We start from the raw sequence: 26,909 nt of genomic DNA on the forward strand, positions 1-26,909 counted from the left end.
TCTAGTTTTCAGAGAATGATCTCTGAAATGTAAGCTACGCGTTTGGTGGCGATGGCGGAGGGGTTCCACACGTACCCATCCCGAACACGACCGTTAAGCCCTCTAGCGCCGATGGTACTTGGACCGCAGGGTCCTGGGAGAGTAGGACGCCGCCAAGCAAAGAACCACTGCCGATGTTATTCGGTGGTGGTTTTTATTTGTTTATAAGGATTAAATATGATAAGTGGAAGCTCTGACATGATCGATACTGGAAGGTAACATTTTTGTTACGGATAACAGCGGCAAAACCAGTATAATAGGACTATGTTAAATATGCTAAAAGTACCTGACCACAGAGCTGGAATGTGCAGCTGTGAAAAGGAGGGTGTGTGTGTTAAGTTGGCGGAGACTTGGACTACAATCATTTCTGTTGCTTTGTCTGACCGTTGTTCTAGCAGGATGCGGTGAAGCTTCAGGATCTGTATGGACTTCATATGAAGGTGCGGTGAACGAGAAGAGTTTTCCGGTGCCGAAAGTAGCGAATAAATCTGACCAGTCTGAAAATAATTCGGATATGGATTATGTTCGATATACGCTATCTGGTATTAGTGAGAGTACTAGCTTGCCTGAGGTATATCTAGACGAGATTAAAAGCTGGGGTTGGACAGAGAGGCAAGCCAAGGGTACATCCAATGAATCCAGTACCTTGCGTGTATTTGCAAAGGAAGGACATACTGTGCATTTAGCAGTACATGATGGTTCCTTTACACTAATGGTTCCTAGAAATGATGCTACTCAAACGACAGTTAAATCATTGGCTGAAGATGATTGAGCTGGTTCAGGTATGGTTTGGTATGATTAATTAACGCTGTGATGTTCCTTATAATATAGTAAAGCTCCCGTGTACATGATCGGGGGCTTTTTGTTTTTTGGCGAAGTAGGCTTTAGTAATGGTGGGAGAAGCTATCGCGTATGGTGGATCAGAGGCCATAAAGGTACAGAAGGAAGGAATGAGTAGTTTCTTTCGTACCATGTATAGGTGGTATGTGTGCTTGAAGCATAGCGGAGTGTAGAGCGCTAAAAGTAGAGGGGGAGAGATATAAGTTGCATAAAAGGTATTGAGGTAATGAATGGCTGATGGAAAGCAGCTAGAGGGCAGATAGAGCTGAGACTGAGTGAGAGATCGCTCAAAGGTGTAAGATCTACGAGATATCTGGGGTTATGAGGATATGGAGCAGCGGGAGGAAAAGAAGAGAAGAATGGAGCCACGAGTGGGGATAACTCATTTAACTATGCCCATGCTGTGGATAAGGGATGAGAAGGGAACAATAGATAAAGGTTATCCACAGTGGATAACCTTTATTTGAGCATGTGAGGCTGAGTCAACTGAACGATACACGATTATGTTTTTGCATCAGATTATTCGAAGGGCTCAGCGGTTATGTATTACAAGTAAGTAAGGTACATTGAGTATTGCATAAATGAGGGAGTGTTATTGCAGATAATATGAGACATCTTGTTCATTCAATTTGATGAGTCCGTCTTTGCGCTCACGGGAGAGTACCATTACAACATACAAGCGAGGACCCAGCAACCACAAATGCCAGAAGATCAGCGAGAGGGTGAAGGACAATGGCGACCATATCAAACATACTGTAATGATACATAGTCCAATCCAGCTCATGTTAAGGTGTACCCGGACAAACATACGGAAGCTGAAATGCTGATCAGGGATATAACCTAACCAGGGCATACGCATATTCCAGCGCCAGCGTTTGGCGTAAGAGGTACGGACCAGAAGTAATATCGTTCTGGCGATGACATAATGAATCCAGATGGTGATTGGACCTGCCAGTACAAAAAAGAAGAGGCCAGTCCAGGAGAATGCGAGTAGATTGAATAAGAGCATGATGACCGGCAGACACAGATAGCTGTAAATGACACTGCGGGCGATAGCCTTTTTTTTCAGAAGCCGGTATTGATAAAATGTTGCTTTATTCTCCGGTTCGGCGATCATACGATTATATATCCTCCTTCGGATTCACTTTTGTGTGGGATAGGTATTCGTTTTCTTACACGAGTAAAAGGGAATAAATCATACATGTATGTATATATGAACCTTGTATCTCACGCCATAACGATTGTACAAGATATTGAGATTCGACGGAGCTTATCTCAGTATACTCCCGAATACACGGACTGTCAGGCTTTGATATCGTTATCATGTATTATATATCGGCTGGGATTCCAAGTTTTTTTAAGGAAATTAAATATAAGTTTGAGTCAGGCCATGGGATACGTGATGTTGAGGTAAATGCGACGGATTGTAGGATTACTGTATATACATAAGCAGGTGAATGTTCTTGTAGGGAGAATGAATGTATTTTTCGGTACAGACACCCAAGAGGGGGTGGGCGAATATATATATTTTATAGAAAGAAAGCACTATGAAAATGTTTAAAATAATAGAAACTGTGCAATACTGATAGTAAACGTAAAACAAGGTGGGATGGTTCATGGAAGAACATGCCGAACACACATGTATTATCTGCGAGCAAAGAAAAAGAGAAGGCATTTTTATTGTATCTGAATTCATATGTGACACTTGTGAAGCAGAAATGGTTCATACCGACGCGCAGGATGCCAAGTACAATTATTTTATTCATCAAATGAAGCAAATTTGGGTACAAAAAAACGCATAATGAATGTTGCTAATAGAAGTAGAAGCGAAACATCACATTGTAACGATGCTGATGTGTATAGAGGCCCAATGGGCCTTTTTCTGTTTTTAAGAGGAGAGATTGTCTTGTATGCCATCTTGGGAAGGCGTATGCTGATATAATGGTATAGATCATTTGCAGTAGAGCGTGTGGAGATGGGGAAGAAGTACGTTCCTTGGATTAGGAAGCATTTTGAAGCGCATAGGGCGCACATTATATATGTACAGGATGGTTATTTCATGGATCATAAAAATAAATCAAGTAGAGTCCCTTTATATGAAGCGTTGCTTGCGTATCGTGATTCGAAGCAGCGTTCTTTTCATGTGCCTGGGCATAAGAATGGACAAGCTTATCGACATTTGGTAGAACAAGCAGAAGCAGGGCAACCTCGAGCTAAGGATATCGTTAATGAGGAACACCAGCACAACGGTGAGATTCAGAATGATGAAGGAAAGAATGTTAACCAGAAGGTAGAGCGTTTCAGTTCGGTGGGTGAACATGGGGCTGATCTGGAGAGTGTGGAACGACTCAGCGTTGAAGGGGCTCACTCGGAATTAGAACTGGTACCGGTGCGTTCATTTCTGGAGATGATGGAGATGGATGTTACGGAGATTACGGGCACCGACGATTTGCATCATCCGGAAGGTGTAATCCAGGAAGCACAGGAGCTTGCGGCAGATTGTTTTGGCGCTGAGGAGAGTTTCTTTCTTGTGGGAGGCAGTACGGCAGGTAATTTGTCTCTATTACTAACTGTGTGTGATGAGCCGGACAGTATTGTGCTGGTGCAACGGAATGTGCACAAATCCGTTATTCACGGGTTAATGCTGGCAGGCGCAAGAGCTGTATTTCTGGAGCCGTGGGTCGATCCTGCGTCTGGACTTGCGGTCATGCCGTCGGTGGAGACGGTTCAGGCTGCTGTCCAGTCCTATCCTGAGGCAAAGGGCGTATTAGTCACGTTGCCCAATTATTACGGCATGGGCGCTGATCTGACGCCCATAGCCGAGGTATGCCACGCCGCTGGCATGCCATTGCTCGTGGATGAAGCGCATGGCGCGCATTATGGGCAGCATCCGGAGCTGCCTGTCTCTGCACTGTCGTGCGGAGCAGACGGTGTAGTGCAGTCGACACATAAGATGCTGACGGCCTTCACCATGGGTGCCATGCTGCACATTCAGGGACCACTGTTAAACCGGTCCCTGTTAAGGCAGCGCCTGGCCATGGTGCAAAGCTCAAGCCCATCATACCCGGTGATGGCTTCGCTTGATCTGGCGCGCCGGCTGCTGCACGTGCAGGGCGCGAACACATTCACGGCGGGGTTCGCCGCCGTGAAAGCCTTTAAGCGCGGCCTCGCGGAGCTGCCGCGCTTTCAGTTGCTGCAGCCTGCACAGCCGCTGCAGCCAGAACCGCCAGCCGGAACAGCGAAGCCGGCTGGCATGCCCGTGTCCGCTGCGCAGCAGACACGGAAGGGCCTGACCGCGGCGGCGATGCCAGCTGCCGCGGGGTATACCGCTCAGGACCCATTCAAGGCCGTCATCTATGACGGCGCAGGGGTGCTGAGCGGTTATAGGCTACAGCAGCAGCTGGAAGCATGCGGCTGTGTGCCTGAGATGAGCGACGAACGGTACGTCGTCTTGCTCTTCAGCCTGGGCTCAACGGTGCAAGATGCCCAGCACCTGTTGCAGGCTTTACACCATATCAGCTCTGCCAATGGGCATGAGCTGAACCAATCCAATACAGAGCCATCGCAACAGATTGCGAAAGGTTCGGCACATTATATTTCCACGTGGAACAATTTACAAGAAACCACTCGCTACTCGGAACCGATCTCCTTTACACTGCAACCAATTGTGGAGACGAATACGATCAATGTGCCGATAGAAGAAAGCGTAGGCTGTCGATCAGCTGAGATGGTAGTCCCGTATCCTCCAGGGATTCCGCTTGTATATCCGGGTGAACGTATTAGTACATCGATGGTGGCTCGTATACAACTCCTGCGGGATGAGGGTGCAAAGTTTCATGGGGTATCCGATGCATCTCTACGGTCATTGAAGGTTATGAAGGAATGAAGGGAACACATGAGGATCTGAATTGCATTCACCAATAGGTAGGCAATATGACCAATACGGATAGCGATACCGGACCCTACACATGTGAGGGTCTCTTGGTCATTAATCTAGTTGCTAGGGTGTGTCTTCAAAATCAGGCATGCAATACGTTGAAGAATGTCAGGGTCCAACAGCTTGAAGTCAAGGATTGCTGATCCTGGCGAATTGTCCAGGCGATTTTCTAAGAAACCGAGGACGTCTTATTTAGCCTTCGAGTCCTCCTTTTATTTTGTAAGGAACCTGAGACACGTTATTAACCATATTGACCTAACAAACACGCTGTAAACGGCTGGTTATTCCAATATACCGTGTTTCAGATTCCTTAGATTGCTGCGGGCGCTTCAAATCGCTGAATAAGACGTCACAGGGTCGTTAGCCCTCCCGCTCCGTGCCCTGCTCCAGACACATTCAGTTTGAAGACACGCTTTAGTTCAACTTATATAGATAGACATAAGAAAGAAGGGAACACTTTGGGTATTCCGCTAAAAAAATATACAGGAATAGTCCTGCAAGTTTTGTTGATGTACGGTTTTTATTGGATTGGCAACTTGATTCAAGCTGTATTACATCTGCCGTTAACAGGTAGTATTGTGGGCATGATGGTATTGTTTGTCACCATTCAACTGGGATGGATCAAAATGAGCTGGGGAGAAGAAGGGTCGACGTGGCTTCAATCTCATCTGCAATTGTTGTTCATCCCGCCAACTGTGGGCATTATTAATCATTTTGATTTTTTTAGAGCGAACACCTTGTTATTGGTTCTGGGTTTAATCGTTAGCACATTAATCACATGTCTGATATCTGCCAAATTAAGTGAGTGGCTCATGACATGGAGATCGTCTCATTCAGGTAAAAAGGAGGCGATCACTTGTCAGCATTCATCCTCGGAATTGGAATGATCGCGCTAACCATCGCTGTATATATTCCAGCCAATCGTCTATATAAAAGGCTGAAATGGCCGATACTTATGCCTGTACTCACAACGACTGCCATACTGATCCTGATTTTGGTGATTTCCGGTATAAAGCTGGATACGTACATGCTGGGTGGCAAATGGATACAGGAGCTCTTGGGTCCAGCAGTTGTATCGCTCGCTTTTCCCTTGTCCAGACATCTGCATGTGCTGAAGCAAAATATCATTCCAATTGTGGGTGGAACAATCGGAGGCAGTATTACAGGTGTCTCCACAGGTGCTTTAATCGCCATTCTGCTTGGTTATCCTCAAGAGATGGTCATCGCTTTATTGCCAAAATCAGTGACAACTCCTGTGGCTATTCAACTCGCTAATCAGGTTGGAGGGAATGCCTCATTTACATCGCTGTTTGTGATGATTGCAGGATTCTCAGGGATATTATTGGGGCCGATGCTCTTGAAATGGGCCAAAGTCCGCAGTAAACATGCCTATGGGATTGGACTGGGTTCAGCATCTCATGCCCTCGGCATGGCAAGGTCTTTTGAATATGGAGAGAATGCGGTAGCCCTCAGTTCAGTTTCCATGATTGTCAGTGCCATTGCCGGATCAATTATGCTTCCATTATGGGTATGGATTATCTACGGTTGAACGCTTTACTTTGTTGTTCATGTTGGAGTAACCGCTGACCTATAGTATGATAGAAAGAAACAAGCTTGTATGATCTTGGTGTTATTAATACGTACCGATATAGCTGTAGCTATACACCTCTGGGCGGGAGATATCATATCTTGTAGCAAGAGGGTCTAAGCATATTCAATTACAGCAGCAATAGATGCAATTATCGACATAGAAAGCAGGGAAGCATATGCAGGGCAGAGGTAAATTCATTACGCTGGAAGGGGGAGAGGGTTCCGGTAAAACAACGATGATCGGTAGAATAGGTTCTTATTTTGAAGAACGGGGTATACCTTACGTAGTTACGCGAGAGCCTGGTGGAATTGAGATTGCGGAGAAAATACGTTCAATTATTCTGGACCCTCTCCATACGGCAATGGATGCTCGAACCGAAGCGCTATTGTATGCAGCTGCACGCAGCCAGCATCTGGCGGAGAAAGTAGAGCCTGCGCTGAGAGCTGGAAAAGCAGTCATCTGTGACCGATTTGTCGATAGCAGTCTGGTCTATCAAGGCTACGCCCGTGGACTCGGGATAGAGAATGTATGGGCCATTAATCGTTTTGCGATTGGTGATCTCATGCCGGATGTGACCTTATATCTGGACATTGAGCCTGAAGTGGGGCTTGCCCGGATCGATGCTCATGATGGCCGCGAAGTAAACCGTCTGGATCTGGAAAATCTGGAGTTTCACCGTAAAGTGCGAGAGGGTTACTTCCTATTAAAAGAGCAGTTCCCGGAACGAATCAGAGTTATCGATGCTTCCATGAAGCAGGAGGATGTCTTGGCAGCAATGATTTTGTCGCTGGAGACAGGGATTTTGAAGGATTTTGACGAGTAATTGTCTAATATATAGACAGGGCATTTGATAAAGGTGCTTATTCTAAAGGAGGTTATGCAGGATGAAACTGATTGTTGCGATTATACAGGATAAAGACAGCAACCGATTATCCAGCGCATTGGTCAAAGCAAACTTTCGGGCAACGAAGCTTGCCAGTACGGGCGGATTTTTGAAGGCAGGCAACACGACGTTTATGATCGGTGTCGATGATGGTCAAGTCGAATCTGTAATGAACGTCATTCGCAGCAGCTGTAAGGTTCGTGAACAGCTCGTGACTCCGGTCACACCGATGAGTGGAACAACCGACTCTTACCTGCCGCTACCTGTTGAAGTTCAAGTAGGCGGAGCTACTGTATTTGTTCTCCCGGTAGATCGCTTCGAACATTTCTAATTAAACCTATTGCATGGATCTCATGAGGGTCCTTCATGATTGATAGCATGTTGGAAACGATGGATGCAAGAAGAGTTAACAGAGTTCGTGCGTGCCACTTACGGAACGCCTTTCTTGATGAGAAGAATCAGCATACTCTTTCCGGATGAGCATTTCCCAGCTGGGGAATGGTTCATTTCGGAAAGAGGTTGACTACAAAGAACAAGTCCTTGATGGTGATGTATATCTACCATTATATATAGAGTGTGATCAGCATATATAAAAGCCTCATTCTCACGCACAGGCGCAACGCGCACTGTGCTGATGGGCGATTGGCTAACTATGATAGAAAGCGGGCGTATCCATGAAAATCAATCCTGGATTCAGACCGATTCAGAGCGGGATCAGTTCTACTGATTCAGGTTCCAAACCGGTTCAATCCAAAAATTTCTCTGATATGATGAATCACCAGGGGGAACGGGCCTCACAAGCTGAACTGAATCGCCGGTTTAGTGAAATCCAGCTTCAGGGAGATCGCTTGGCACGTTCCATGACGATTCGTGAACTGAAGGCGTATAAGCAACTTGTTAAAAGGTTCCTGGAAGAGACCGTTCGTCGCGGTGTATCCATGAAAGAGACAAGGGGTTGGGATCGTCGTGGCAGAGGTAAGCGGTATAAGCTGATTGATGAAATTGACTCCGCTCTGTTATCCATGGCTGATGAATTGCTGGATACAGAAGAAGGAAAAATCTCTCTATTACAACAAGTAGGCGAAATTCGGGGGATGCTTATTAATTTAAGCTTCTGAGGAGGAAGTATGTCCTTTCAACAGATTATGGGTCAACAAGCGGCCAAGAAAATGTTACAAAGCAGTTTGAGACGTAAGGCAATAAGCCATGCGTATTTGTTTAGCGGTCCAGCTGGTAGCGGGCAACGGAAGACGGCAATTACCTTTGCCAAGGCAATATTCTGTACAGAGCTTGAAGATGACGCTTGTGGGCAGTGTCTTGAATGTCGTAAGGTAGATCATGGTAACCATCCGGATCTAACCATGCTTGCACCAGATGGAAACAACATTAAAATAGATCAAATCCGGGATCTGCAACGTATCTTTTCATACCGATCAGAGGCAGGCCATCCCAAAGTATATATTATAGAACAAGCCGAGAAAATGACGGTGCAGGCAGCAAACAGTTTGCTCAAATTTCTGGAGGAACCGCAGGTACCAGCAGTCGGCATCCTGATTACAGATAATGGACAGGCCATGTTGCCAACGATCCGCTCACGCTCCCAATTGGTACCGTTCAGCGCACTGAATCCGGAAGAGATGCTGCAATCACTAATTGAGGAAGGGCATCCTGCCAATCTGGCTCGCTCTGCCGTCCATTTAGCGTCAGGATTGGAAGCATGTAGAGAAATTCTCCAGCAGAATTGGTTTGCAGAAATTAGAAACGTAATGTTACAATTAGGGAAGGAGTCCCTGGGTAGAGGAAGTACATCATTGATCTCTGCACAGCAGAAGCTTTTTAAAACCGGACTCTCTGAACACCTGGACATGCTGCTTAGTTTGTTCCATCTATGGTTTAGGGACATGCTGTATGTTCAGTACGATAGGCATGAACATATCGTTTTTATAGATCAGTTAGACATGTTATCTCAGTTGGCACATACCCGCAGCACAGAGCAGTGGGTCTCCTATATGGATATGGCCGCAGCATGCAGAAAAAAATTGCGTTTCAACGTCAATGGCCAGCTTTGTCTGGAGCAATTTTTGATCGGTTTGGCATAAGACTGGGAGAGGGCAAAGTTAGCTCCAATCATATGCAAACGGTTATAACTTCGGCCGGTTCCCTAAGAAGACGGGGCTTCAGACGAAGTGGGGTTGGCTTACAAGGGGGTTAATTTTTTGTACAGTGTAGTGGGTGTCCGTTTCAAAAAAGCGGGCAAAATTTATTACTTCGATCCCCTGGACCTTCCCATTGAGAAAGAAAACTGCGTTATCGTGGAGACAGCGCGGGGGGTTGAGTACGGTAAGGTTGTCGTAGGTAAGAAGGAAGTGGGCGAGTCCGATGTGGTGTTGCCGCTGAAGAAAGTCATCCGCGTTGCGGGCGATACAGATGCCCGTGTGGTTGATGAGAACAAACGTGCAGCCAAAGAAGCATTCGGTACTTGTTTAAATAAAATCAAAGACCATGGCCTCAAAATGAAGCTGGTCGATGTGGAATTTACGTTTGATCGCAATAAAATTATATTTTATTTTACAGCTGAAGGAAGAGTTGATTTCCGGGAGCTGGTCAAGGATCTGGCAAGCATATTCCGGACACGAATCGAGCTGAGACAGATTGGTGTACGTGATGAAGCGAAGATGCTTGGCGGAATCGGACCTTGCGGCCGTGTGTTGTGTTGTTCTTCCTGGCTGGGAGACTTTGAGCCGGTATCAATCAAGATGGCTAAAGATCAGAGCCTGTCACTGAATCCGACGAAAATTTCAGGGTTGTGCGGAAGACTCATGTGCTGTCTGAAATTTGAGCATGATAACTATGAAAGTGTGAGAGAAGAACTGCCAGCGGTAGGCAAATTGGTCGTCACCTCATTGGGTGAAGGAAAAGTTGTCGGAATTAATGCCGGTAGCCGCACAGTCCATGTTCAACTGTTCGACATCAGTAAAGTCAAAGAACTTCCGCTGGATGACGTCGTTATCAAGTAAACCATAAAGGTTGCTTCGGGGTGGAAACTTGGAAAAGAAAAATCTGTTTACGCACATTCATGAAATGGAAACCCAACTGGGTCAGTTGCACGGTGATTTAGGAGAGTTAAAAATGATTGTGAAGGAGCTGCTTGAGGATAATCAGCGGCTTACCATCGAGAATGAGCAGTTACGCAAACTGCTCAAACGTGAGGCTCCGGCAGATCTGCCGATCTCCTCAGCACTCGCTCCTGTAGCAAGACCAGCAGGTCCGGCTACAGGCGAGGATGTTGTGGGCGAAGGGTATGATAATCTGGCTCGGTTGTATCACGAAGGCTTCCATATCTGCAACGTCTATTATGGACATCTGCGGACGGAAGGCGATTGTCTGTTCTGCCTGTCTTTTTTGAATAAATGAAGTGACCGTAGGGATCCCCTACGGTTTTTTTTCAAGGTTATAAACCTAAACTAAACAAACATGAGATATAGAGTACCGGAGGATGAGCGTAACATATGGAAGAAAATGAAGTTGTGTTACATGAGTCAGAGCGGATTGATGATCTGCTCTCTCATGATCTGAGAATCATTCAAAGTGATGAAGTGTTTAGTTTTTCGATGGATGCCGTATTATTAGCCCGGTTTGCTTCCGTACCTAAACGGGGTCGTATACTTGATTTGTGTACGGGTAACGGGGTGGTTCCCATTTTGCTTACAACGCGTACGCAGGCTAGTCTGGAAGGGATCGAGATTCAGCCACGTTTGGCTGATATGGCGCGTCGCAGTGTGCAATTAAATGCATTGGATGAGTCGATTATGATTCGTGAAGGTGATTTGCGAGAACTCGTGAAAGAAACAGGACATGCTGTATACGATGCAATAACCGTTAATCCTCCATACATGCCTCTGAATGGCAGTGATCTCAAGATGAACACACATCAGGCAATGGCACGTCATGAGATCGGATGTACCCTGGAAGAAGTGATTCAGGCGTGCAGTCGACTTGTACGTAATGGCGGCAAAGTATCAATGGTTCATCGTCCGCAACGCCTTGCAGAGATTATCTCGCTCATGCGCGAATATAAGCTGGAACCAAAACGGATTCGGATGGTACATCCCCGTGCTCATTTGGAAGCCAACATGGTGTTAATTGAAGGAATGAAAGATGGTAAACCGGAAGTTAGGATGCTTCCTCCACTCATTGTCTACAATGAAGAGGGGAAATACTGCGAAGAGATTATGGATATTTACTATGGTCAGCAACATGCTGAGCGTACTACGAAAGGAGGGCTTTAGATGACTTTGCATATTCAAAAAAGCTATGCGGAGCAGCCTGAAGGATCAGGCAAGCTCTATCTGGTTGGAACACCCATTGGTAATCTGGAGGATATGACCTTCCGTGCCATCAAGACATTGCAGAGTTGTGACATCATTGCAGCAGAAGATACACGTCAGACCCGAAAGCTGCTTACCCATTTTGAAATTACACCTTCCATGCTGTTTAGTTATCATGAGCATAATAAGGGGGCGAGTGGACCTGAACTGATACGCTATATAATAGAAGGAAAAAATTTGGCACTCGTCAGCGATGCCGGTTTGCCAGCCATTTCGGACCCTGGTTCTGACCTTGTACAGCTTGCACTGGAAGCCGGAATAACGGTCATTCCCATCCCGGGGCCCAATGCTGCGTTGTCTGCTCTGATCGTGTCCGGATTACCGACGGAGCGTTTTACATTCGGCGGTTTTTTGCCGCGTGAGAAAAAGGACATGCGAAAAGTGCTGGAGGCGTTTGACGAATCCAACGGGACTTTGTTATTTTATGAATCGCCTCACCGTATTCGGAAAACATTAGTCCACCTTGAAGAAATTCTGGGTGATCGCTCGATTGTCCTGGCTCGTGAACTAACCAAGCGTCATGAGGAATTCGCAAGGGGTACTGTGAGGGAATGCATAGACTGGCTTGAAGAACATCCACCTCTTGGCGAGTACTGCTTGCTGGTAGAGGGCATTAAGGAAGAGGAGCGTAAGGCTGAGCGCGAAGCATGGTGGCAGCTCATGTCACTCGCGGATCATGTCAGCCATTATGAGGGTGAAGGACATAACCGCAAAGATGCAATGAAAAAAACGGCTACCGATCGCGGTCTGGCGAAGCGTGATGTATATAATGCATTAATCGAGTAGTAATCTAACCAAATATTTTCTGTTGTGGGGAACATAACCTGAAAAGAAGCTTATATCCAACCTTAGTGGAATATTAAAAAGAGCAGAGTGGCTAAAAAAATTCCGAACAAATTTCATCGTTCTCTCCCAGTTCGCGTGTGACAGAATCATTTTGGGTAATGGAACCCATAACAAGGCAAAAAAATACCTTCCGCGGTGGGGTTCACACCGGGAAGGTCATTAAGGAATATTAAAAAGGTTAGAAATAACAATTTAGATAAGTCCAGTATACCTGGTTTTTCTTATTTTGTCACAGGTGCAGGGATTTCGGAAATACATTCGTTACAAACAATTTTACCTTTGAAGTAAGTAACGTTCTCTGCATTACCACAGAAGATACAAGCAGGCTCGTATTTTTTCAACATGATGCGCTCGCCGTCAACGTAGATTTCCAGAGCATCTTTTTCACCAATACCGAGCGTACGGCGCAATTCAATTGGAATAACTACCCGTCCCAGTTCGTCCACTTTTCTTACAATACCTGTTGATTTCATCATTATAATCAGTGCTCCTCTCAGCTAACTATCTTTGTCATTATTCGACATTATTTTATGTTTTATGATACTCATCATACCAACGATTCCCAAATCAGTCAACCTTAAAATTAGCTTAAAATTAAGGATGTTTTTCACAAGGTTACTGGTGGTAAGGGATTGGAAGCCGTTTTTCGCATTTAAACCTCAATGTCAGCTTTGTCGATTTGGAAAACGACAAAACTACTTCATTCGACAAAGTTCGTCATATGGTGTCGAATCTTAGATGAATCGCAGAGCTCAAAGCGTTAATATAAAAGAAATTAAAGGAGTGAGTCGACATGGAACAACGTTTAACGGAAGAGAAAGTATTCAAAGATCCGGTACATAATTATATCCACGTGCAAGATCCGGTTATATGGCAGTTAATTAACACCCCGGAATTTCAGCGTTTACGCCGGATTCGTCAACTGGGTACTTCTTACCTTACCTTTCACGGAGCAGAGCATAGTCGGTTCTCACATTCACTAGGTGTTTATGAGATCACACGCAAGATCATCTCTCAATTTGAAAGAAGTCATTATTCGGATTGGCCGAAGGAAGAAAAGATTGTAGCTCTGTGTGCAGCTCTACTTCATGATCTCGGGCATGGGCCATTCTCTCACTCCATCGAGGAAGCTTTTGACATGAATCACGAAGATTGGACTTGTCGCATTATTACAGGTGATACCGAAGTAGGGGCGATCTTAAGACGGTATGCTCCTGATTTTCCTGAGAAAGTAGCGTCTGTCATTCAAAAAACGTATGAAAAGCCGATTGTGGTGAACTTGGTGACCAGTCCGCTTGATGCAGACCGAATGGATTATTTGCTCAGGGATGCCTATTTTACAGGTGTAAATTACGGCACGATTGACCTTGATCGTATCCTTCGGATGCTGCGTCCTTATCATGGGCGGATTGTAGTCAAGGAGTCAGGCATGCATGCTGTGGAGGATTACCTAATGTCTCGGTATCAGATGTATTGGCAGATTTACTTCCATCCGGTAACTCGTAGTTCTGAAATTATATTGCGGCAAATATTCAAGCGAGCGAAAACACTCCTACAACATGGTTTTCAATTCCGCTTCATGATTGATCCACTCCCTCAATTATTTGAAGGAGAATTATCCGTGGATGAATATTTGCAGTTGGATGAAGCATTAATTCAGACGGCATTTACGCAGTGGCGCAAGGAGGACGATACTGTTCTGAGTGAGTTATGCGAACGTTTTATGGATCGCAAGTTATATAAGTATGTAGAGCTTGAACAGGTCGACTTGACAATGATGGAAGAGATTCGGGAAGCTTTTGTACAGGCTGGCCTCGATCCCGAATATGATCTTGAAATTGATTTTCCTTCGGATAATCCGTATGATGTGTTTCGTCCGGATGAATCCACAGATAAGCAGATTCTTCTTCTGGATCGACAGGACAATTTACGTGAGTTGTCAGAAGTATCTGACATTGTCCGTTCCATCAGTGGGCTTCACCGAGGGAAACATCATTTGTATTACCCGCAAAACAAGGTGGATGCGATTATTCACGAATTACCGTCACATATACGCCCCTATTTCTTGTAATCGTGTGGGTATAATCCGATGAAGAATTTCGATATCAAAACACTTTCTAAAAGAGCTATTTTCCATGATACAGTAATCTGCTTTAATGGGGAGTATATGTAGATCGACATAATTTTGTAAATGCAAGCAGGCAGAATGAGCACAATTAGCAATATATAGATCAGAATATCCGTATATCTTCTATATATTGTAGTTGTGAAGAAACAAACGTAATGATGTAATACACAGATTACCCAAAATGTTTTATGTATGAGTCAATGAATTATTGAATTTTACAAATTGGATTTTGAAAAAGAAGATAGTCGTTATTTCGACATGAAGGGAGATACAGACATGATGCTGTTCGACACACATACACATCTGGATGCACCACAATTCGACGAGGACCGCGAGGACATGATTCAGCGTGCTGTGGATGCAGGAGTTGGTCGCATGATCAACATTGGCTTTAACCGGGAGACAATTCCAACCACAATGAAACTCGCTGAAACATATGACTTTATATATGCAGCTGTAGGGTGGCATCCCGTAGATGCGATCACAATGCAGGAGGGCGATTTGGAGTGGATTGCATCTTTATGCAAGCATGAAAAAGTGGTTGCGATCGGTGAGATTGGATTGGATTATCACTGGGATACTTCACCAAAAGAAATACAGCATCGCGTATTACGACAACAAATTGCTTTGGCGCGTGAAGTGAACATGCCAATTGTCATCCATAATCGGGATGCGCATGAGGATATCATAAGAATTTTGCGTGAAGAGAAGGCGGGTGAAGTTGGTGGTGTGATGCACTCGTTCTCGGGTAGCTGGGAAACAGCAAAAAGTTGCCTCGATATGGGCTTCCATCTCTCCTTCGGAGGACCGATCACATTCAAAAATGCAAAGCAACCCAAAGAGGTGCTGGAGAAGGTTCCTATGGACCGGTTTTTCATTGAAACAGATGCTCCATATTTGACACCGCACCCTTATCGTGGGAAGCGAAATGAGACAGCGCATGTACGTCTGGTTGCAGAGGCAGCTGCGGAAATTAAAGGCATTTCGGTGGAGGAAATTGCTGCAATAACAACCAAAAATGCCATGGAACGATTTGGGATTCGTTAAAAAAACGAGCAAATGAGGTGAAAAAGGCAGGTAAGCGGAGGTAATTTGCCCTTTGATCCAAATAAATCAAGAATATTACAATATTTTAACCAAATATTCAGAAAAACGTACTTGATCAACGCTTTACAACATGCATCAAAACAGGATATCATCTTTTCAGTGAATTGTTGTGCGGAAAATTGGACAGATGTTCGGGGGATGAACAAAGGGACACTTTCCGATGAAACAACATTACTTTCATGAATCAGTCTCGCTGAGTCTCCGTTATCGGAGAGCGGGGGAACCAATAGGGCTTAAACATCGGTGTATTTGGCCGATGCGCAACGTTCGCTGACCCAAAAGCAGCGAAGGGAACTGCGAAGCCATATTTGATTTCTTCTTTGGGTCTCGGGGTGAATTCAAGGGCGTCCGCCATGAGCGGGTGACCCAAGATAGGGCGGCTCTCTTTCGCCCGAACCCGACAGCTAACCTCGCAAGCGGAAAAAGAGAGGCAACCTCGTGCATGAATTTCCGATATTCAAAATCATTCGGAAGCCACGGAAGAGTTCCTCTTACACTCTTTCTTTGGCTTTTTTGTTTTTGAATAAAAGAAATATTGTCATCATACGGTAGGTATTCAGGAGGATGACATCATGTTGCGAAGATTGATTCATGGTGCAGAATCGGATTATGTTGGTCCAATCTGTGTTCTGTAGAAAATTTGGTATAGTCACGTCAAAGACATCATGCATTACTTTAGACGGCGAGGCTATGAAGGAGGACGGAGAAGTGGGCACATTCCAACCAGAAGAGACCCATGAGTCACGATCATCCAGTAAGTCTTTCGCGTTGCGGTGGAAGCATGAGAACATGCGTCAAATGGCATTGATCGCGATTTTCTCAATTGCGCTTACAATCATGATCTTGTTAGTCGTTTACGGTCAGGCCGGGAAACAAATTTCGCTGGTTATTGATGGCAAAGCTCAGGTGGTAGAGACTCGTACAGGAATGCTTCAGGAAATGCTGGAGGAGCAGTCGATCACAGTCAGCCCTCACGATAAGGTATCCATGTCCATGAATGGGGCGATTACAGATGGAGACCGAATCGTTATTGAGCGGGCCGTTCCAGTTAACATTACGGCAGACGGAGACACCAAGACTCTGTATACAACCGATTCATCGGTAGAAGATGCAATTCAAAAATCAGGTATTCAAGTTGAAAGTAATGATAAAGTGTATCCGGCGCTTGGAACTGCGATCAAAGCGGAGATGAAGATCCGTGTAGTGCGCGTAACAAAGCGTACAGTGGAAGTAGAGCAACCGATCGCTTACAAAGTCATTAAAACGGCTGACCCTAGCTTATACAAAGGGGATAACCGTGTCGTTGTGAACGGCAAAGAAGGCACAATTGTGCAGCATATCGAAAAGGTATTTCAGGATGGAGAATTGGTCTCCAAAAAAATGGTCCGCAAATCTGTCGCGAATAATCGTGTAGATAAAGTGATCGCTGTCGGCACCAAAGCAAAACCGGTCGTGAAAGAACCTGAGATTCAGACCGTATCGGCTCAAACTTCAACAACCAAAAAGGCTACAACAACGAACTCGAAGAAAACATCTGCCTCGGGCAGCAAAGTGATTACCGTATCCGGGACTTCTTTTAAATACTCCAAAGTACTTAAAAATGTATCCATGACTGCCTACTCTTCTGAAGAGCCTGGCATTGGAACTAAAACAGCTTCCGGTACTCGTGTAACGGAAGGGCGTACCATTGCGGTTGATCCCAAAGTCATTCCAATTGGCTGGTGGGTATATATCGAAGGTCTGGGATTCCGTCGTGCGGAAGATACAGGCGGTGCCATTAAAGGCAACAAAATTGATGTGTATTATGACAGTGTGAAGCATGCCCTGAATTTTGGACGTAAGAAAGGCAAGACGGTCTACGTGATCGGTCCGGTGAAGCCGGAAGCGAACTAAAATCGTTTTACTTTGAAATGGGAATGCTATAAAATAGTTGCATGAATGATTCATGCGGAATATGCGGCGGAGGAGTCTGAATTCAGTCTCCCCCGCCGTTTGGCAGAGAAGAGGATATTCCTCTTCTTTTTGCGTTAGAAAGGAAGAAATGGAACATGATAAAAGAAGTCATTGTGGTGGAAGGCCGTGACGATACGGTAGCTATCCGTCGGGCCGTGGAAGCCGATACCATAGAAACAGGTGGATCAGCAATCAACCAACGCATTCTGAAGCGGATTGCGCTTGCTCAGGAGAGACGGGGAGTCATTGTACTGACAGATCCGGATCATGCTGGCGAACGCATTCGAAAAATTATTGCGAACAAGGTGCCAGGCTGCAAACATGCCTTCATTCCGGAAGCCGATGCAACGCGCAAAGGGGACATTGGGGTGGAGAATGCCTCACCAGAGGCGATCCGTCATGCTCTGGCGCGCGTACATACTTCATACGAAGGTGCTCCGAGCCTGATCGATTGGGAGGACCTGATCGCGGCAGGACTTATTGTGCATCCGCAGGCTGCTGCACGTCGCATGGAGATGGGCAATCTGCTGGGCATCGGTTATTGTAACGGGAAGCAGTTCCACAAACGTCTCAGTGTATTTCAGATTACACGGGAAGAATTCTCTACAGCATTAGCGCAAATTGAACGTGAAGGATTGTGAGCATATGAAGAACATGGAAGAGACGATTGAAATTGCAACGCCCAAGCGTACGAAAGAGATTATTCAAAGACACGGATTCTCATTTAAGAAAAGTCTGGGTCAGAACTTTCTGATCGATCAAAATATACTTAACAAAATCGTTAATGCAGCCGATCTGGACGAGTCCAAGGGCGCACTGGAGATCGGGCCGGGTATTGGAGCCCTCACGGAGCGGCTGGCTCGGGTAGCCGGTCCCGTCACAGCCGTAGAGATTGACCAGCGCTTAATCCCAATCCTGGGAGAAGTGATGCAGCCTTATTCAAATGTACGTGTTCATCATGGGGATGTGTTGAAGCTTGATTTGGCTGAGTTGTTTAATACGGATTTTGCATCCGTGGACAAAGTCAGTGTTGTGGCTAACCTGCCTTATTATGTAACGACTCCAATCATGATGAAACTTCTGGAAGAGAAGCTGCCGGTAGACAGCATTGTTGTCATGATCCAAAAAGAAGTGGCTGAACGCATGGCTGCTGCACCGGGATCAAAAGACTACGGTAGTCTAAGCATCGCAGTTCAGTACTACAGTATGCCGGAACTTGTGTGTATTGTGCCTCCTACGGTCTTCATTCCGCAACCTAATGTGGAATCAGCTGTCATTAAGCTGAAAGTGCGTGAGCAGCCGCCAGTGGAGATTCCGGATGAAGCACACTACTTCGAAGTGGTACAGGCTTCTTTTGCCCAGCGGAGAAAAACAATCTCAAACAACTTGAAGGCACGTTTCTTCACAAAGGAGAACCGGGAACAGGCAGACATTCTGCTGGAGCAGGCAGGTATTCAACCGTCCCGGCGTGGAGAGACATTGAGTCTGCAAGAGTATGCCACACTCAGCACCGTAATGTGGGAAGCTGGGGTACGTGCAGCGCTGTAAAATTTGAATGAACCAAACCGGGTCTTTGCCCATACGATGGGGTAGAGGTGATTACGTTGATGAATATCGGAGACTTGGTCGTTCGGAAGTCATACGGCGGCGATGTGACTTTTCGGGTGGAAGGCCTCCAGTTGGATGCTGCGGTCATTAAAGGGACTGAGTTCCGGCTGATTGCCGATTCCCCGGTGGACGATTTGATACAGGTTCCCTACGAACCACAAAGCGCCAAGACCAGACAGGCGCATATTAAAGCACATCAGACCCTGTCCCGTCTGCAGCAGAATCGTATGGAACAGGCTGAGCGGAATCGTGAAGGTCTGGTACAGGATTGGACTGCCCAGCAGGAACCGGCTTATTTTGAAATGCCTGGAAAGGTGCTTCATCTGGATGGAGATCCGAACTATTTGAAAAAAAGTATGGATCTCTATGAGCAACTTCGTGTGCCCGCAGAGGGACAGTATGTCCATGAATCGGCAATGGCAGATACCTTATACCGCTTATTACCCAAAGTACGTCCGGATATCGTAGTTATTACGGGTCATGATGGGGTGTTAAAGACACGTCAGCCCTATGACTTATATAGTCTTGGTAGCTACAAGAACTCGCAAAATTTTGTATCGGCCATTCAGGTGGCCAGACAATATGAACGCCATCTGGACGCCCTCACTATTGTTGCAGGGGCCTGTCAGTCCCATTTTGAGGCACTGCTGCGCGCTGGAGCAAACTTTGCCAGTTCCCCAGGCAGAATTCTCATTCATGCACTTGATCCGGTCTATGTGGCAGCCAAGGCCTCCTTTACTTCTGTGCGCGATACGGTCAACATGAGTGATGTTCTGCACAATACCATCAGTGGTAGCCAGGGTGTGGGTGGTGTCGAGACACGGGGGAGTTACCGGGTAGGTCTGCCTGGGCTGAATGATTTATCTACGCTAAAAGTGAACCCGTCGGCAGTCTGATGTAGGCCATTTAAAGTCCCAATTTGGGGCTTTTTTTGTTTGCAAAAAAATTCATTGACAACAACTTTTTGATGCTGATATAATAATTAGTTTTGATTTGACAATGACTGTAAAATCCGGTATAATGGACAAGAAAAGAGGTGGTCGTCGACAATGGCTAAAAACACGCTGTTGGATATCAAACGCAATCTCGATGCACATATTGGTCAGAAAATTATGTTGCGGGCTAATGGTGGCCGCCGTAAGACCATTGAGCGTACGGGTGTATTGGAAGAAACGTACCCTTCTGTTTTTATTGTTAAGCTTGATGAGGAGCAAGAAACCTTCAAGCGAGTATCTTATAGTTATGCGGATATACTTACGGAATCGGTGGAAGTCATGGTTTATGACCCGGGCAGCCAGACGCATAGCTCCTATATGGAGACGTAAGTATCGATTTACAGGCGATTCGCCCCACAAGGCGGATCGCTTTTTTGTTTTCTTTAAACACCAATTCTCCCTCTAACGTAACCCATACATACTCAGGAATGAGCGAGGAACGGTCGCGGCATACTATATGGACAGGTGAAGGGACAGTTTCTTAAGCAATGTAGGAAACTGAATATGGCCTGGTGACAAAATGTCCAAAACGTGAACGAACAACGAACTCATCACATTATGAAGGATACTTTGGAGGAGGATGGTTCATGAGTCGCAGAAGAAGAAGTGTCATGTCAGAGGATCTGAAGAATGAGCTCGCGAAAGATCTGGGCTTCTATGATACTGTGCAACAGGAAGGCTGGGGCGGAATTAAAGCCAAGGATGCAGGAAACATGGTAAAACGTGCAATTCAACTTGCTGAACAGGCTGCGCGCAAATCTTAATCCGTTTCAAGCAGACTGAAAAGCGGGGAAATCCGTCAGGAACAACCCCGCTTTTTCCCCTTAGATGCGGAATACAAATGACTTGACAGCCCCATTTTGATATAATATGTTAAGTTGTCTTAGGGAAAAGGTGAGGACGGGTGAACGCCTTGAAAATTTACGAAAAAGCGCCTGCTAAAATTAATTTGATGCTGGACGTTTTACATAAAAGAAGCGATGGATTCCATGAAGTTGAAATGATCATGACCATGGTCGATCTGGCTGATCGGCTGGAAATGTCGGAGCTGCCGCGAGATACTATTTTCATCTCCAGTCAGGCGGGTTATATCCCGCTCGACGAGAAGAATCTGGCTTTTCAGGCAGCCAGACTTATTAAGGAGCGCTATAACGTGCGTACGGGTGTCCATATTCATCTGGATAAAAAGATTCCAGTTGCCGCCGGACTTGCCGGCGGCAGTAGTGATGCAGCAGCAACGCTGCGTGGATTGAACCGTCTATGGCGGTTGAATATACCGGATCACGAACTTCAGGAGCTTGGGGCTGAACTTGGGTCGGATGTTCCATTCTGTATCACAGGAGGGACTGCACTCGCTACAGGCCGTGGTGAGAAGTTAACTCCCATTCCTAATCCGCCGCAGTGCTGGGTAATTCTGGCCAAGCCTCCGATTAATGTGTCTACAGCTGATGTGTACGGAAGGTTCCGCAGTGACAAGATTGTTCGTCATCCGAGTGCAACTAAAATGGAGCAGGCTATACGCAATCAATCATTTACGGAAGTCTGTGACCAGATGGGCAATGTGCTTGAAGATGTGACGTTGAAGCTGTATCCGGAAGTTCAGCATCTGAAGGATGCCATGATTCGATTGGGTGCAGACGGCGTGTTAATGTCTGGTAGTGGTCCAACGGTATTTGGTCTGGTTTCCAAAGAATCCAAGGTTGCCCGGATATACAATGGTCTGCGTGGGTTCTGTAAAGAAGTGTATGCTGTACGTATGTTAACGTAAAATTCGCTTTTATAATGTACAAACACGTATAAAGGTGTTATATTCTTAAATAATTATTCGGATTTGGATGTTTCCGTGATCGTGAGGATGGATCTCTGTGAAGAAGTTAAAACGAAGCGCAAGGCTGGTTGAAATGACGCAATACTTATTGTCCAGACCGCATACGGTTATTCCGTTGACCACATTTGCCGAACGTTATGGTGCCGCAAAGTCTTCAATTAGTGAAGATTTAGCGATTATCAAAGAAGTGTTCGAAGAAGGTGGGTCAGGAGAACTGCATACACTGGCTGGAGCAGCCGGGGGAGTAAGATGGATTCCGAAGGTATCCCGAGAACTGGCACTGGCATTTGCGGAGCGGCTCTCGACCCAGCTCGCGCAACCTGATCGGATCTTGCCTGGAGAATACTTGTACATGTCCGACTTGCTTGGTCAGCCCGCATTGATGAATGAAGCCGGCAAGATTTTTGCAACGGCCTTTGGCAATATGAATATTGATGTGGTTATGACGGTAGAAACCAAAGGAATTCCATTGGCTTATGCGACCGGAGCCCAGCTCAACCTGCCTGTCGTGCTCGTACGCAGGGACCATCAGGCTACAGAAGGATCGGCCGTAAGTATCAATTATGTATCCGGGTCCCACAAAAGTCTGCATACCATGTCCCTCTCTCGTAGGGCGATGCGTGAGCATTCCAGAGTACTTATTGTGGATGACTTCATGAAGGCCGGGGGTACGGTGCAAGGAATGATCGATCTTTTGGCCGAGTTTAATGCTACAGTAGCCGGGGTAGGGGTACTGGTGGAATCTGGTTCTGTGGATTCAGAAGAACGCCTGTTAACAGATTACGTATCTCTGGCGAAACTGACAGCGGTTGATGCCAAGAGCAGACAGATTTCCGTCAAGCCTGGCAACTATTTTGACCTGTAGAAAGATGACGAATGTTATGTCGTTAAAAGGTCTTTTCCATCGACCTGGCACTAACGTTGTCGAATTGTGTATTAAATAAAAAAATTCCTGAAATTAGGAAATTTTTGTGGTTATAAAAAGAAGGAGTTCGTATATGCTGTGTGGAATTATACACCAAGTTCTGATGGAAAAAGGTGGTGAACACACACATGCAAATTACGGATGTCAGACTCCGCCGTGTTAACTCGGAGGGGAGAATGAAGGCTATCGCATCCATTACCATCGATAACGAATTCGTCGTTCATGACATTCGTGTCATTGATGGTAACAACGGAATGTTTGTTGCTATGCCGAGCAAACGTACTCCTGATGGAGAGTTCCGTGATATCGCCCACCCGATCTCTTCCGGTACGCGTGAGAAGATTCAGGCAGCAGTTTTGACTGAATACGATCGTGCGGCAACTGAGGAAGAAGTCATTGAAGAAGGTGCCTGAGAACATTATTGGGGTTCGAAGGAAAAGAGAGCCATGTCTTATGGCTCTCTTTTCTTTTTGACCGGAATAAGATATATTCAGTATTGAGTTTATTAGCAGAGAACAAAAAGCGCATCGTGCGCTTGGTGGCAGGGCGGCATCTTAGGAATCATTGGGATTCGGTTAAGCTCGCAGGTACACGGCGTATACATATAGGTCACGATTCGTTGGTGTCCGCGTTGTTACGTGTGATTACAGAGACAGCAGGCGATGAACAGTACCGGCTTGAAGCCGGCTGAACGATACTCATTGGATATAGATCAGCAATGCATTTCAATGGGATTTTCAGAACAGGAGGTCGTTAATTTTGAAACGAATGGCAATCGTTCTTGCCGCAGGGCAAGGAAAACGAATGAAATCAAAATTGTACAAAGTACTGCATCCCGTATGCGGTAAACCTATGGTTGGACATGTGCTGGATGCAGCACTCAGCGCAGGCGTTGAACGCAGTGTAGTTGTAGTCGGTCATGGTGCCGAAGCGGTGCAGTCATTTTTGGGTTCCAGAGCGGAGTATGCACTTCAGGCGGAACAACTGGGTACAGGTCATGCAGTGAAGCAGGTTAAATCCTTGCTTGGCGGTGAAACTGGCTCTACGATTGTGGTCTGCGGAGATACACCACTTGTGACCAGTGAGACGTTGGAAGGTCTGATGAAGTTGCATGAGAGCAGCGGAGCAGCAGCCACAGTTCTTACGGCTCAGTTGGACAATCCCAAAGGTTATGGCCGCGTCATTCGCGGAGAAGATGGATCTGTACAACGGATTGTGGAACAAAAGGATTGCACAGAACAGGAAGATGCTGTGAATGAGATTAACACAGGCACATACTGTTTCGATAATGCAAAATTGTTCGCTGCCTTGGAAAAAGTGACGAACCAGAACGCTCAGGGAGAGTATTATCTCACAGACGTAGTTGGCATTTTCCGCAATGATGGAGAAGTGGTTGAAGCTTACATGTCGGATGACATCGCGGAATCCATCGGGGTTAATGACCGACTTGCACTTTCGCAAGCCGAAGCCTTCATGCGTGAACGTCTTGCCGTACGCCATATGTTGAACGGTGTTACAATTATTGATCCGTCATCGACATATATCGGAGCGGATGTTACGATTGGATCAGATACAGTTCTGTATCCGGGGACGATTCTCAAAGGCACAACTTCCATTGGTGAAGCATGTCATATTGGTCCTCAGGCAGATGTGGAAGACAGCGTTATTCAGGACGGAGTTACAATTAAACATTCGGTAGTATCCAATGCCGAGGTTGGTTCTGATGCAACGGTTGGTCCATATGCTAATTTGCGTCCAGGTACTAAACTGGGCCGCAACGTAAAAATTGGTGACTTTGTTGAAGTGAAAAATGCTACAATTGATGAAGGTTCCAAAGTATCTCATCTCAGCTATATTGGAGATGCCAAAGTAGGGAAAAACGTAAATGTTGGATGCGGGGCAATAACTGTCAATTATGATGGTTATAATAAAGCTGTGACAACGATTGAAGATGATGCTTTTGTAGGCAGCAACGTCAATCTGATTGCACCGATTACGGTAGGAAAAGGCGCTTATGTGGTTGCTGGCTCGACCGTTACCCATTCCGTTCCCGAGAATGATCTGGCCATTGCTCGTCCACGTCAGGAGAATAAACCTGGTTATGCGGAGAAGATTCGCGGACGTGCCAAAGCCAAGAAACAAAATGCCAAACCCCAATAAGGGGTTTTGATAACAAGATTGCCTCCCGAAGATCGGGGAGGTGCCGACATGTCGCAGACGCTTATTGATTCCAATGAACCAGCACGGAGGGTTTTTATTTTATGACTTATTTTGATTCGAAATTAAAAATATTTACTTGCAATTCTAACCCCAAGCTTGCCCATCAAATTGCTGATTATATCGGGATCCCTATGGGTGAATCTCACACAACCAGCTTTAGTGATGGCGAGATTCAAGTGAAACTCTCCGAGAGTGTTCGGGGTTGTCACGTTTACATCGTGCAGTCCACTTGCTTGCCGGTTAATGATAACCTGATGGAAATGCTCGTTATGATTGATGCACTCAAACGGGCATCTGCCAAGACGATTAACGTCGTTATTCCTTACTATGGCTATGCAAGACAGGATCGCAAGGCACGTTCACGTGACCCGATTACAGCGAAACTGGTTGCTAACCTTATTGAAAAAGCGGGTGCAACCCGTGTCATCGCGATGGACTTGCATGCAATGCAGATCCAGGGATTCTTCGACATTCCGGTCGACCATTTGCTTGGCGTGCCAATTCTGGCTCAATATTTCCGGTCGAAACAGATCGAAAATCCGGTTGTTGTGTCGCCTGACCACGGTGGCGTAGTGCGCGCACGTAAACTGGCTGATTTCCTGAATGCACCCCTGGCGATTATCGATAAACGCCGTCCTGAGCCAAATGTGAGCGAAGTGATGAACATTATCGGTAACATCGAGGGTAAAACAGCCATCCTGATCGATGACATTATTGACACGGCGGGAACGATTGTACTGGGAGCCAATGCTCTGATGGAAGGCGGCGTAAAAGAAGTATACGCGTGCTGTACTCACCCGGTATTGTCCGGACCTGCGATGGAACGTTTGGAGAATGCACCATTGAAGGAAGTCATCGTAACGGATACCATTCCAATTACGCATGCTAATCCGACAAGCAAACTCAAAGTGTTGTCTGTAGCGCCTTTGCTCGGAGAAGCGATTATCCGTGTTCATGAGGAGTTGTCAATCAGCAAGCTGTTTGAAATTGAATAAGGATGTCTGCATAAAGTAGTAGAGGGGTTACGTTTTCCGGTTCAATGGAAAATGTAACCCCTGTCGGCGTGCCGTTTTATTAAAAGTGAAACAGACGCTGGTCAGTCCATATAAGTTGAACTACTAATTTACACGATAACGGAGAGGGCAGAAAAGATCTGAAGAAGTGAAGTTTAAAGCTTTCTGAAAGAAAGCTGCTTCGGAAGCATATGCTTCGACTTAACAGCGATCTAAAGATGTTTCTGCACGCGCAGTGATCCAGTGTAAAATGGTTCGTTCATCTTATATGGTTAATATCCGGGGCGGGAGATAAATCGGAAACGACGCCGATGAAAAAGCGTGTCTGCAATTTCGACGAATTGATTATCGAAACGTGTGATTAGACCAATCTCAATATGGGTGTCGCGGTCGTATACCTGTACAGGTACGTGATATTCGAGATGATAGATAAAATCGCTATGTTGAGTCAGTTGTCCATTGTCTTCGCGCAAAACCCGCTCACCTTCCTGGGTCGATAAAATATTAACTGTGAACACTACAGTAAATCGATCTTTACTTTCTTGATATTATATGAAATATAAGATTCGAAGTCTATGCCTCACCTCAGGCTAATTCGAAGGAGGGAA

30 protein-coding genes, 1 rRNA gene and 1 riboswitch are annotated in these 26,909 nt (G+C 45.8%); of the genes, 28 read left to right on the forward strand and 3 right to left on the reverse strand.

Translation table 11 applies throughout. The features are described from left to right. Positions 1-41 precede the first annotated feature (41 nt). Positions 42-158: ribosomal RNA gene (gene rrf / locus MHI55_RS00060) — 5S ribosomal RNA — on the forward strand. 212 nt (positions 159-370) lie between these two features. Beyond that, on the forward strand, positions 371-811 hold the full coding sequence (locus tag MHI55_RS00065) for a hypothetical protein (RefSeq protein ID WP_017691399.1): 441 nt from the start codon (positions 371-373) through the stop codon (positions 809-811). A gap of 660 nt (positions 812-1,471) precedes the next feature. On the opposite strand, the gene MHI55_RS00070 is transcribed toward MHI55_RS00065, so the two are convergent. After that, a complete protein-coding gene (locus MHI55_RS00070; protein ID WP_036606136.1) occupies positions 1,472-1,996 on the reverse strand; it encodes a hypothetical protein in 525 nt (174 codons plus the stop codon). Between the two features lie 499 nt (positions 1,997-2,495). Between MHI55_RS00070 and MHI55_RS00075 the strand changes: the two genes are divergently transcribed. From MHI55_RS00075 to rsmI, 12 genes are all read left to right on the forward strand, one after another. After that, positions 2,496-2,681, forward strand: coding sequence for a sigma factor G inhibitor Gin (locus MHI55_RS00075; protein WP_017691396.1), 186 nt, complete (start codon positions 2,496-2,498; stop codon positions 2,679-2,681). A gap of 257 nt (positions 2,682-2,938) precedes the next feature. Continuing rightward, positions 2,939-4,765, forward strand: a complete 1,827-nt coding sequence (locus tag MHI55_RS00080; RefSeq protein WP_340388256.1) for an aminotransferase class I/II-fold pyridoxal phosphate-dependent enzyme — start codon at positions 2,939-2,941, stop codon at positions 4,763-4,765. Between the two features lie 509 nt (positions 4,766-5,274). After that, positions 5,275-5,703 (forward strand): CidA/LrgA family protein, encoded by a 429-nt coding sequence (locus MHI55_RS00085; protein ID WP_051446959.1) that lies wholly within the window; start codon positions 5,275-5,277, stop codon positions 5,701-5,703. After that, positions 5,673-6,365: an LrgB family protein gene (locus MHI55_RS00090; protein ID WP_340388259.1), complete on the forward strand. Its 693-nt coding sequence runs from the start codon at positions 5,673-5,675 to the stop codon at positions 6,363-6,365. The genes MHI55_RS00085 and MHI55_RS00090 overlap by 31 nt, the downstream gene beginning before the upstream one ends. A 217-nt stretch (positions 6,366-6,582) precedes the next feature. Next, positions 6,583-7,230, forward strand: coding sequence for a dTMP kinase (gene tmk / locus MHI55_RS00095; RefSeq protein ID WP_017691392.1), 648 nt, complete (start codon positions 6,583-6,585; stop codon positions 7,228-7,230). A 61-nt stretch (positions 7,231-7,291) separates the two neighbouring features. Further along, on the forward strand, positions 7,292-7,621 hold the full coding sequence (locus MHI55_RS00100; protein WP_017691391.1) for a cyclic-di-AMP receptor: 330 nt from the start codon (positions 7,292-7,294) through the stop codon (positions 7,619-7,621). A 343-nt stretch (positions 7,622-7,964) separates the two neighbouring features. After that, positions 7,965-8,408, forward strand: a complete 444-nt coding sequence (locus MHI55_RS00105; protein WP_017691389.1) for a YaaR family protein — start codon at positions 7,965-7,967, stop codon at positions 8,406-8,408. A 9-nt stretch (positions 8,409-8,417) separates the two neighbouring features. After that, positions 8,418-9,389 (forward strand): DNA polymerase III subunit delta', encoded by a 972-nt coding sequence (holB, locus tag MHI55_RS00110; protein WP_036606132.1) that lies wholly within the window; start codon positions 8,418-8,420, stop codon positions 9,387-9,389. 117 nt (positions 9,390-9,506) lie between these two features. Beyond that, complete coding sequence (locus MHI55_RS00115) at positions 9,507-10,307, forward strand: stage 0 sporulation family protein (protein WP_017691387.1); 801 nt, start codon at positions 9,507-9,509, stop codon at positions 10,305-10,307. A 28-nt stretch (positions 10,308-10,335) separates the two neighbouring features. After that, a complete protein-coding gene (gene yabA, locus MHI55_RS00120; protein ID WP_017691386.1) occupies positions 10,336-10,704 on the forward strand; it encodes a DNA replication initiation control protein YabA in 369 nt (122 codons plus the stop codon). Positions 10,705-10,799: 95 nt separating this feature from the next. Beyond that, positions 10,800-11,579, forward strand: coding sequence for a tRNA1(Val) (adenine(37)-N6)-methyltransferase (locus tag MHI55_RS00125; protein WP_036606131.1), 780 nt, complete (start codon positions 10,800-10,802; stop codon positions 11,577-11,579). Next, positions 11,580-12,464, forward strand: coding sequence for a 16S rRNA (cytidine(1402)-2'-O)-methyltransferase (gene rsmI, locus MHI55_RS00130; RefSeq protein ID WP_036606130.1), 885 nt, complete (start codon positions 11,580-11,582; stop codon positions 12,462-12,464). It abuts the gene before it with no gap. Positions 12,465-12,745: 281 nt separating this feature from the next. Here rsmI and MHI55_RS00135 read toward each other — a convergent pair whose 3' ends face one another. Then, positions 12,746-13,000 (reverse strand): AbrB/MazE/SpoVT family DNA-binding domain-containing protein, encoded by a 255-nt coding sequence (locus MHI55_RS00135; protein ID WP_024633700.1) that lies wholly within the window; start codon positions 12,998-13,000, stop codon positions 12,746-12,748. A 317-nt stretch (positions 13,001-13,317) separates the two neighbouring features. Between MHI55_RS00135 and MHI55_RS00140 the strand changes: the two genes are divergently transcribed. From MHI55_RS00140 to MHI55_RS00205, 14 genes are all read left to right on the forward strand, one after another. After that, complete coding sequence (locus MHI55_RS00140; protein WP_036606129.1) at positions 13,318-14,595, forward strand: HD domain-containing protein; 1,278 nt, start codon at positions 13,318-13,320, stop codon at positions 14,593-14,595. A 333-nt stretch (positions 14,596-14,928) separates the two neighbouring features. Continuing rightward, positions 14,929-15,699 carry a TatD family hydrolase gene (locus tag MHI55_RS00145; RefSeq protein ID WP_179087975.1) on the forward strand — a complete coding sequence of 257 codons (771 nt, stop codon included), beginning with the start codon at positions 14,929-14,931 and terminating at the stop codon, positions 15,697-15,699. 241 nt (positions 15,700-15,940) lie between these two features. Then, a riboswitch (cyclic di-AMP (ydaO/yuaA leader) is annotated at positions 15,941-16,194 on the forward strand. A 273-nt stretch (positions 16,195-16,467) separates the two neighbouring features. After that, complete coding sequence (locus MHI55_RS00150) at positions 16,468-17,652, forward strand: ubiquitin-like domain-containing protein (protein WP_340031566.1); 1,185 nt, start codon at positions 16,468-16,470, stop codon at positions 17,650-17,652. A gap of 155 nt (positions 17,653-17,807) precedes the next feature. Next, positions 17,808-18,353 carry a ribonuclease M5 gene (gene rnmV / locus MHI55_RS00155; protein ID WP_017691379.1) on the forward strand — a complete coding sequence of 182 codons (546 nt, stop codon included), beginning with the start codon at positions 17,808-17,810 and terminating at the stop codon, positions 18,351-18,353. A gap of 4 nt (positions 18,354-18,357) precedes the next feature. Further along, positions 18,358-19,260 carry a 16S rRNA (adenine(1518)-N(6)/adenine(1519)-N(6))-dimethyltransferase RsmA gene (gene rsmA / locus MHI55_RS00160; RefSeq protein ID WP_100528122.1) on the forward strand — a complete coding sequence of 301 codons (903 nt, stop codon included), beginning with the start codon at positions 18,358-18,360 and terminating at the stop codon, positions 19,258-19,260. A 59-nt stretch (positions 19,261-19,319) separates the two neighbouring features. After that, positions 19,320-20,216: a sporulation peptidase YabG gene (yabG, locus tag MHI55_RS00165; RefSeq protein ID WP_340388261.1), complete on the forward strand. Its 897-nt coding sequence runs from the start codon at positions 19,320-19,322 to the stop codon at positions 20,214-20,216. Between the two features lie 153 nt (positions 20,217-20,369). After that, positions 20,370-20,645: a Veg family protein gene (locus MHI55_RS00170; protein WP_017691376.1), complete on the forward strand. Its 276-nt coding sequence runs from the start codon at positions 20,370-20,372 to the stop codon at positions 20,643-20,645. Between the two features lie 257 nt (positions 20,646-20,902). Then, positions 20,903-21,079 carry a small, acid-soluble spore protein, alpha/beta type gene (locus MHI55_RS00175; protein ID WP_017691375.1) on the forward strand — a complete coding sequence of 59 codons (177 nt, stop codon included), beginning with the start codon at positions 20,903-20,905 and terminating at the stop codon, positions 21,077-21,079. Positions 21,080-21,228: 149 nt separating this feature from the next. Beyond that, positions 21,229-22,083: a 4-(cytidine 5'-diphospho)-2-C-methyl-D-erythritol kinase gene (ispE, locus tag MHI55_RS00180; protein ID WP_036668482.1), complete on the forward strand. Its 855-nt coding sequence runs from the start codon at positions 21,229-21,231 to the stop codon at positions 22,081-22,083. A 97-nt stretch (positions 22,084-22,180) separates the two neighbouring features. Next, positions 22,181-23,008, forward strand: a complete 828-nt coding sequence (purR, locus tag MHI55_RS00185; RefSeq protein ID WP_017691373.1) for a pur operon repressor — start codon at positions 22,181-22,183, stop codon at positions 23,006-23,008. 188 nt (positions 23,009-23,196) lie between these two features. Continuing rightward, complete coding sequence (gene spoVG / locus MHI55_RS00190; RefSeq protein ID WP_017691372.1) at positions 23,197-23,481, forward strand: septation regulator SpoVG; 285 nt, start codon at positions 23,197-23,199, stop codon at positions 23,479-23,481. Between the two features lie 83 nt (positions 23,482-23,564). Beyond that, positions 23,565-23,759, forward strand: a complete 195-nt coding sequence (locus tag MHI55_RS00195; RefSeq protein WP_340388263.1) for a hypothetical protein — start codon at positions 23,565-23,567, stop codon at positions 23,757-23,759. Between the two features lie 68 nt (positions 23,760-23,827). Beyond that, positions 23,828-25,228: a bifunctional UDP-N-acetylglucosamine diphosphorylase/glucosamine-1-phosphate N-acetyltransferase GlmU gene (gene glmU / locus MHI55_RS00200; protein ID WP_338589723.1), complete on the forward strand. Its 1,401-nt coding sequence runs from the start codon at positions 23,828-23,830 to the stop codon at positions 25,226-25,228. Between the two features lie 101 nt (positions 25,229-25,329). Continuing rightward, positions 25,330-26,283: a ribose-phosphate diphosphokinase gene (locus MHI55_RS00205; RefSeq protein WP_017691370.1), complete on the forward strand. Its 954-nt coding sequence runs from the start codon at positions 25,330-25,332 to the stop codon at positions 26,281-26,283. Between the two features lie 290 nt (positions 26,284-26,573). On the opposite strand, the gene MHI55_RS00210 is transcribed toward MHI55_RS00205, so the two are convergent. Beyond that, positions 26,574-26,774, reverse strand: a complete 201-nt coding sequence (locus MHI55_RS00210) for a hypothetical protein (protein ID WP_024633712.1) — start codon at positions 26,772-26,774, stop codon at positions 26,574-26,576. Positions 26,775-26,909 lie beyond the last annotated feature (135 nt).

The sequence above is a fragment of the Paenibacillus sp. FSL E2-0151 genome, from assembly GCF_037993015.1.
Lineage (GTDB): Bacteria > Bacillota > Bacilli > Paenibacillales > Paenibacillaceae > Paenibacillus > Paenibacillus amylolyticus.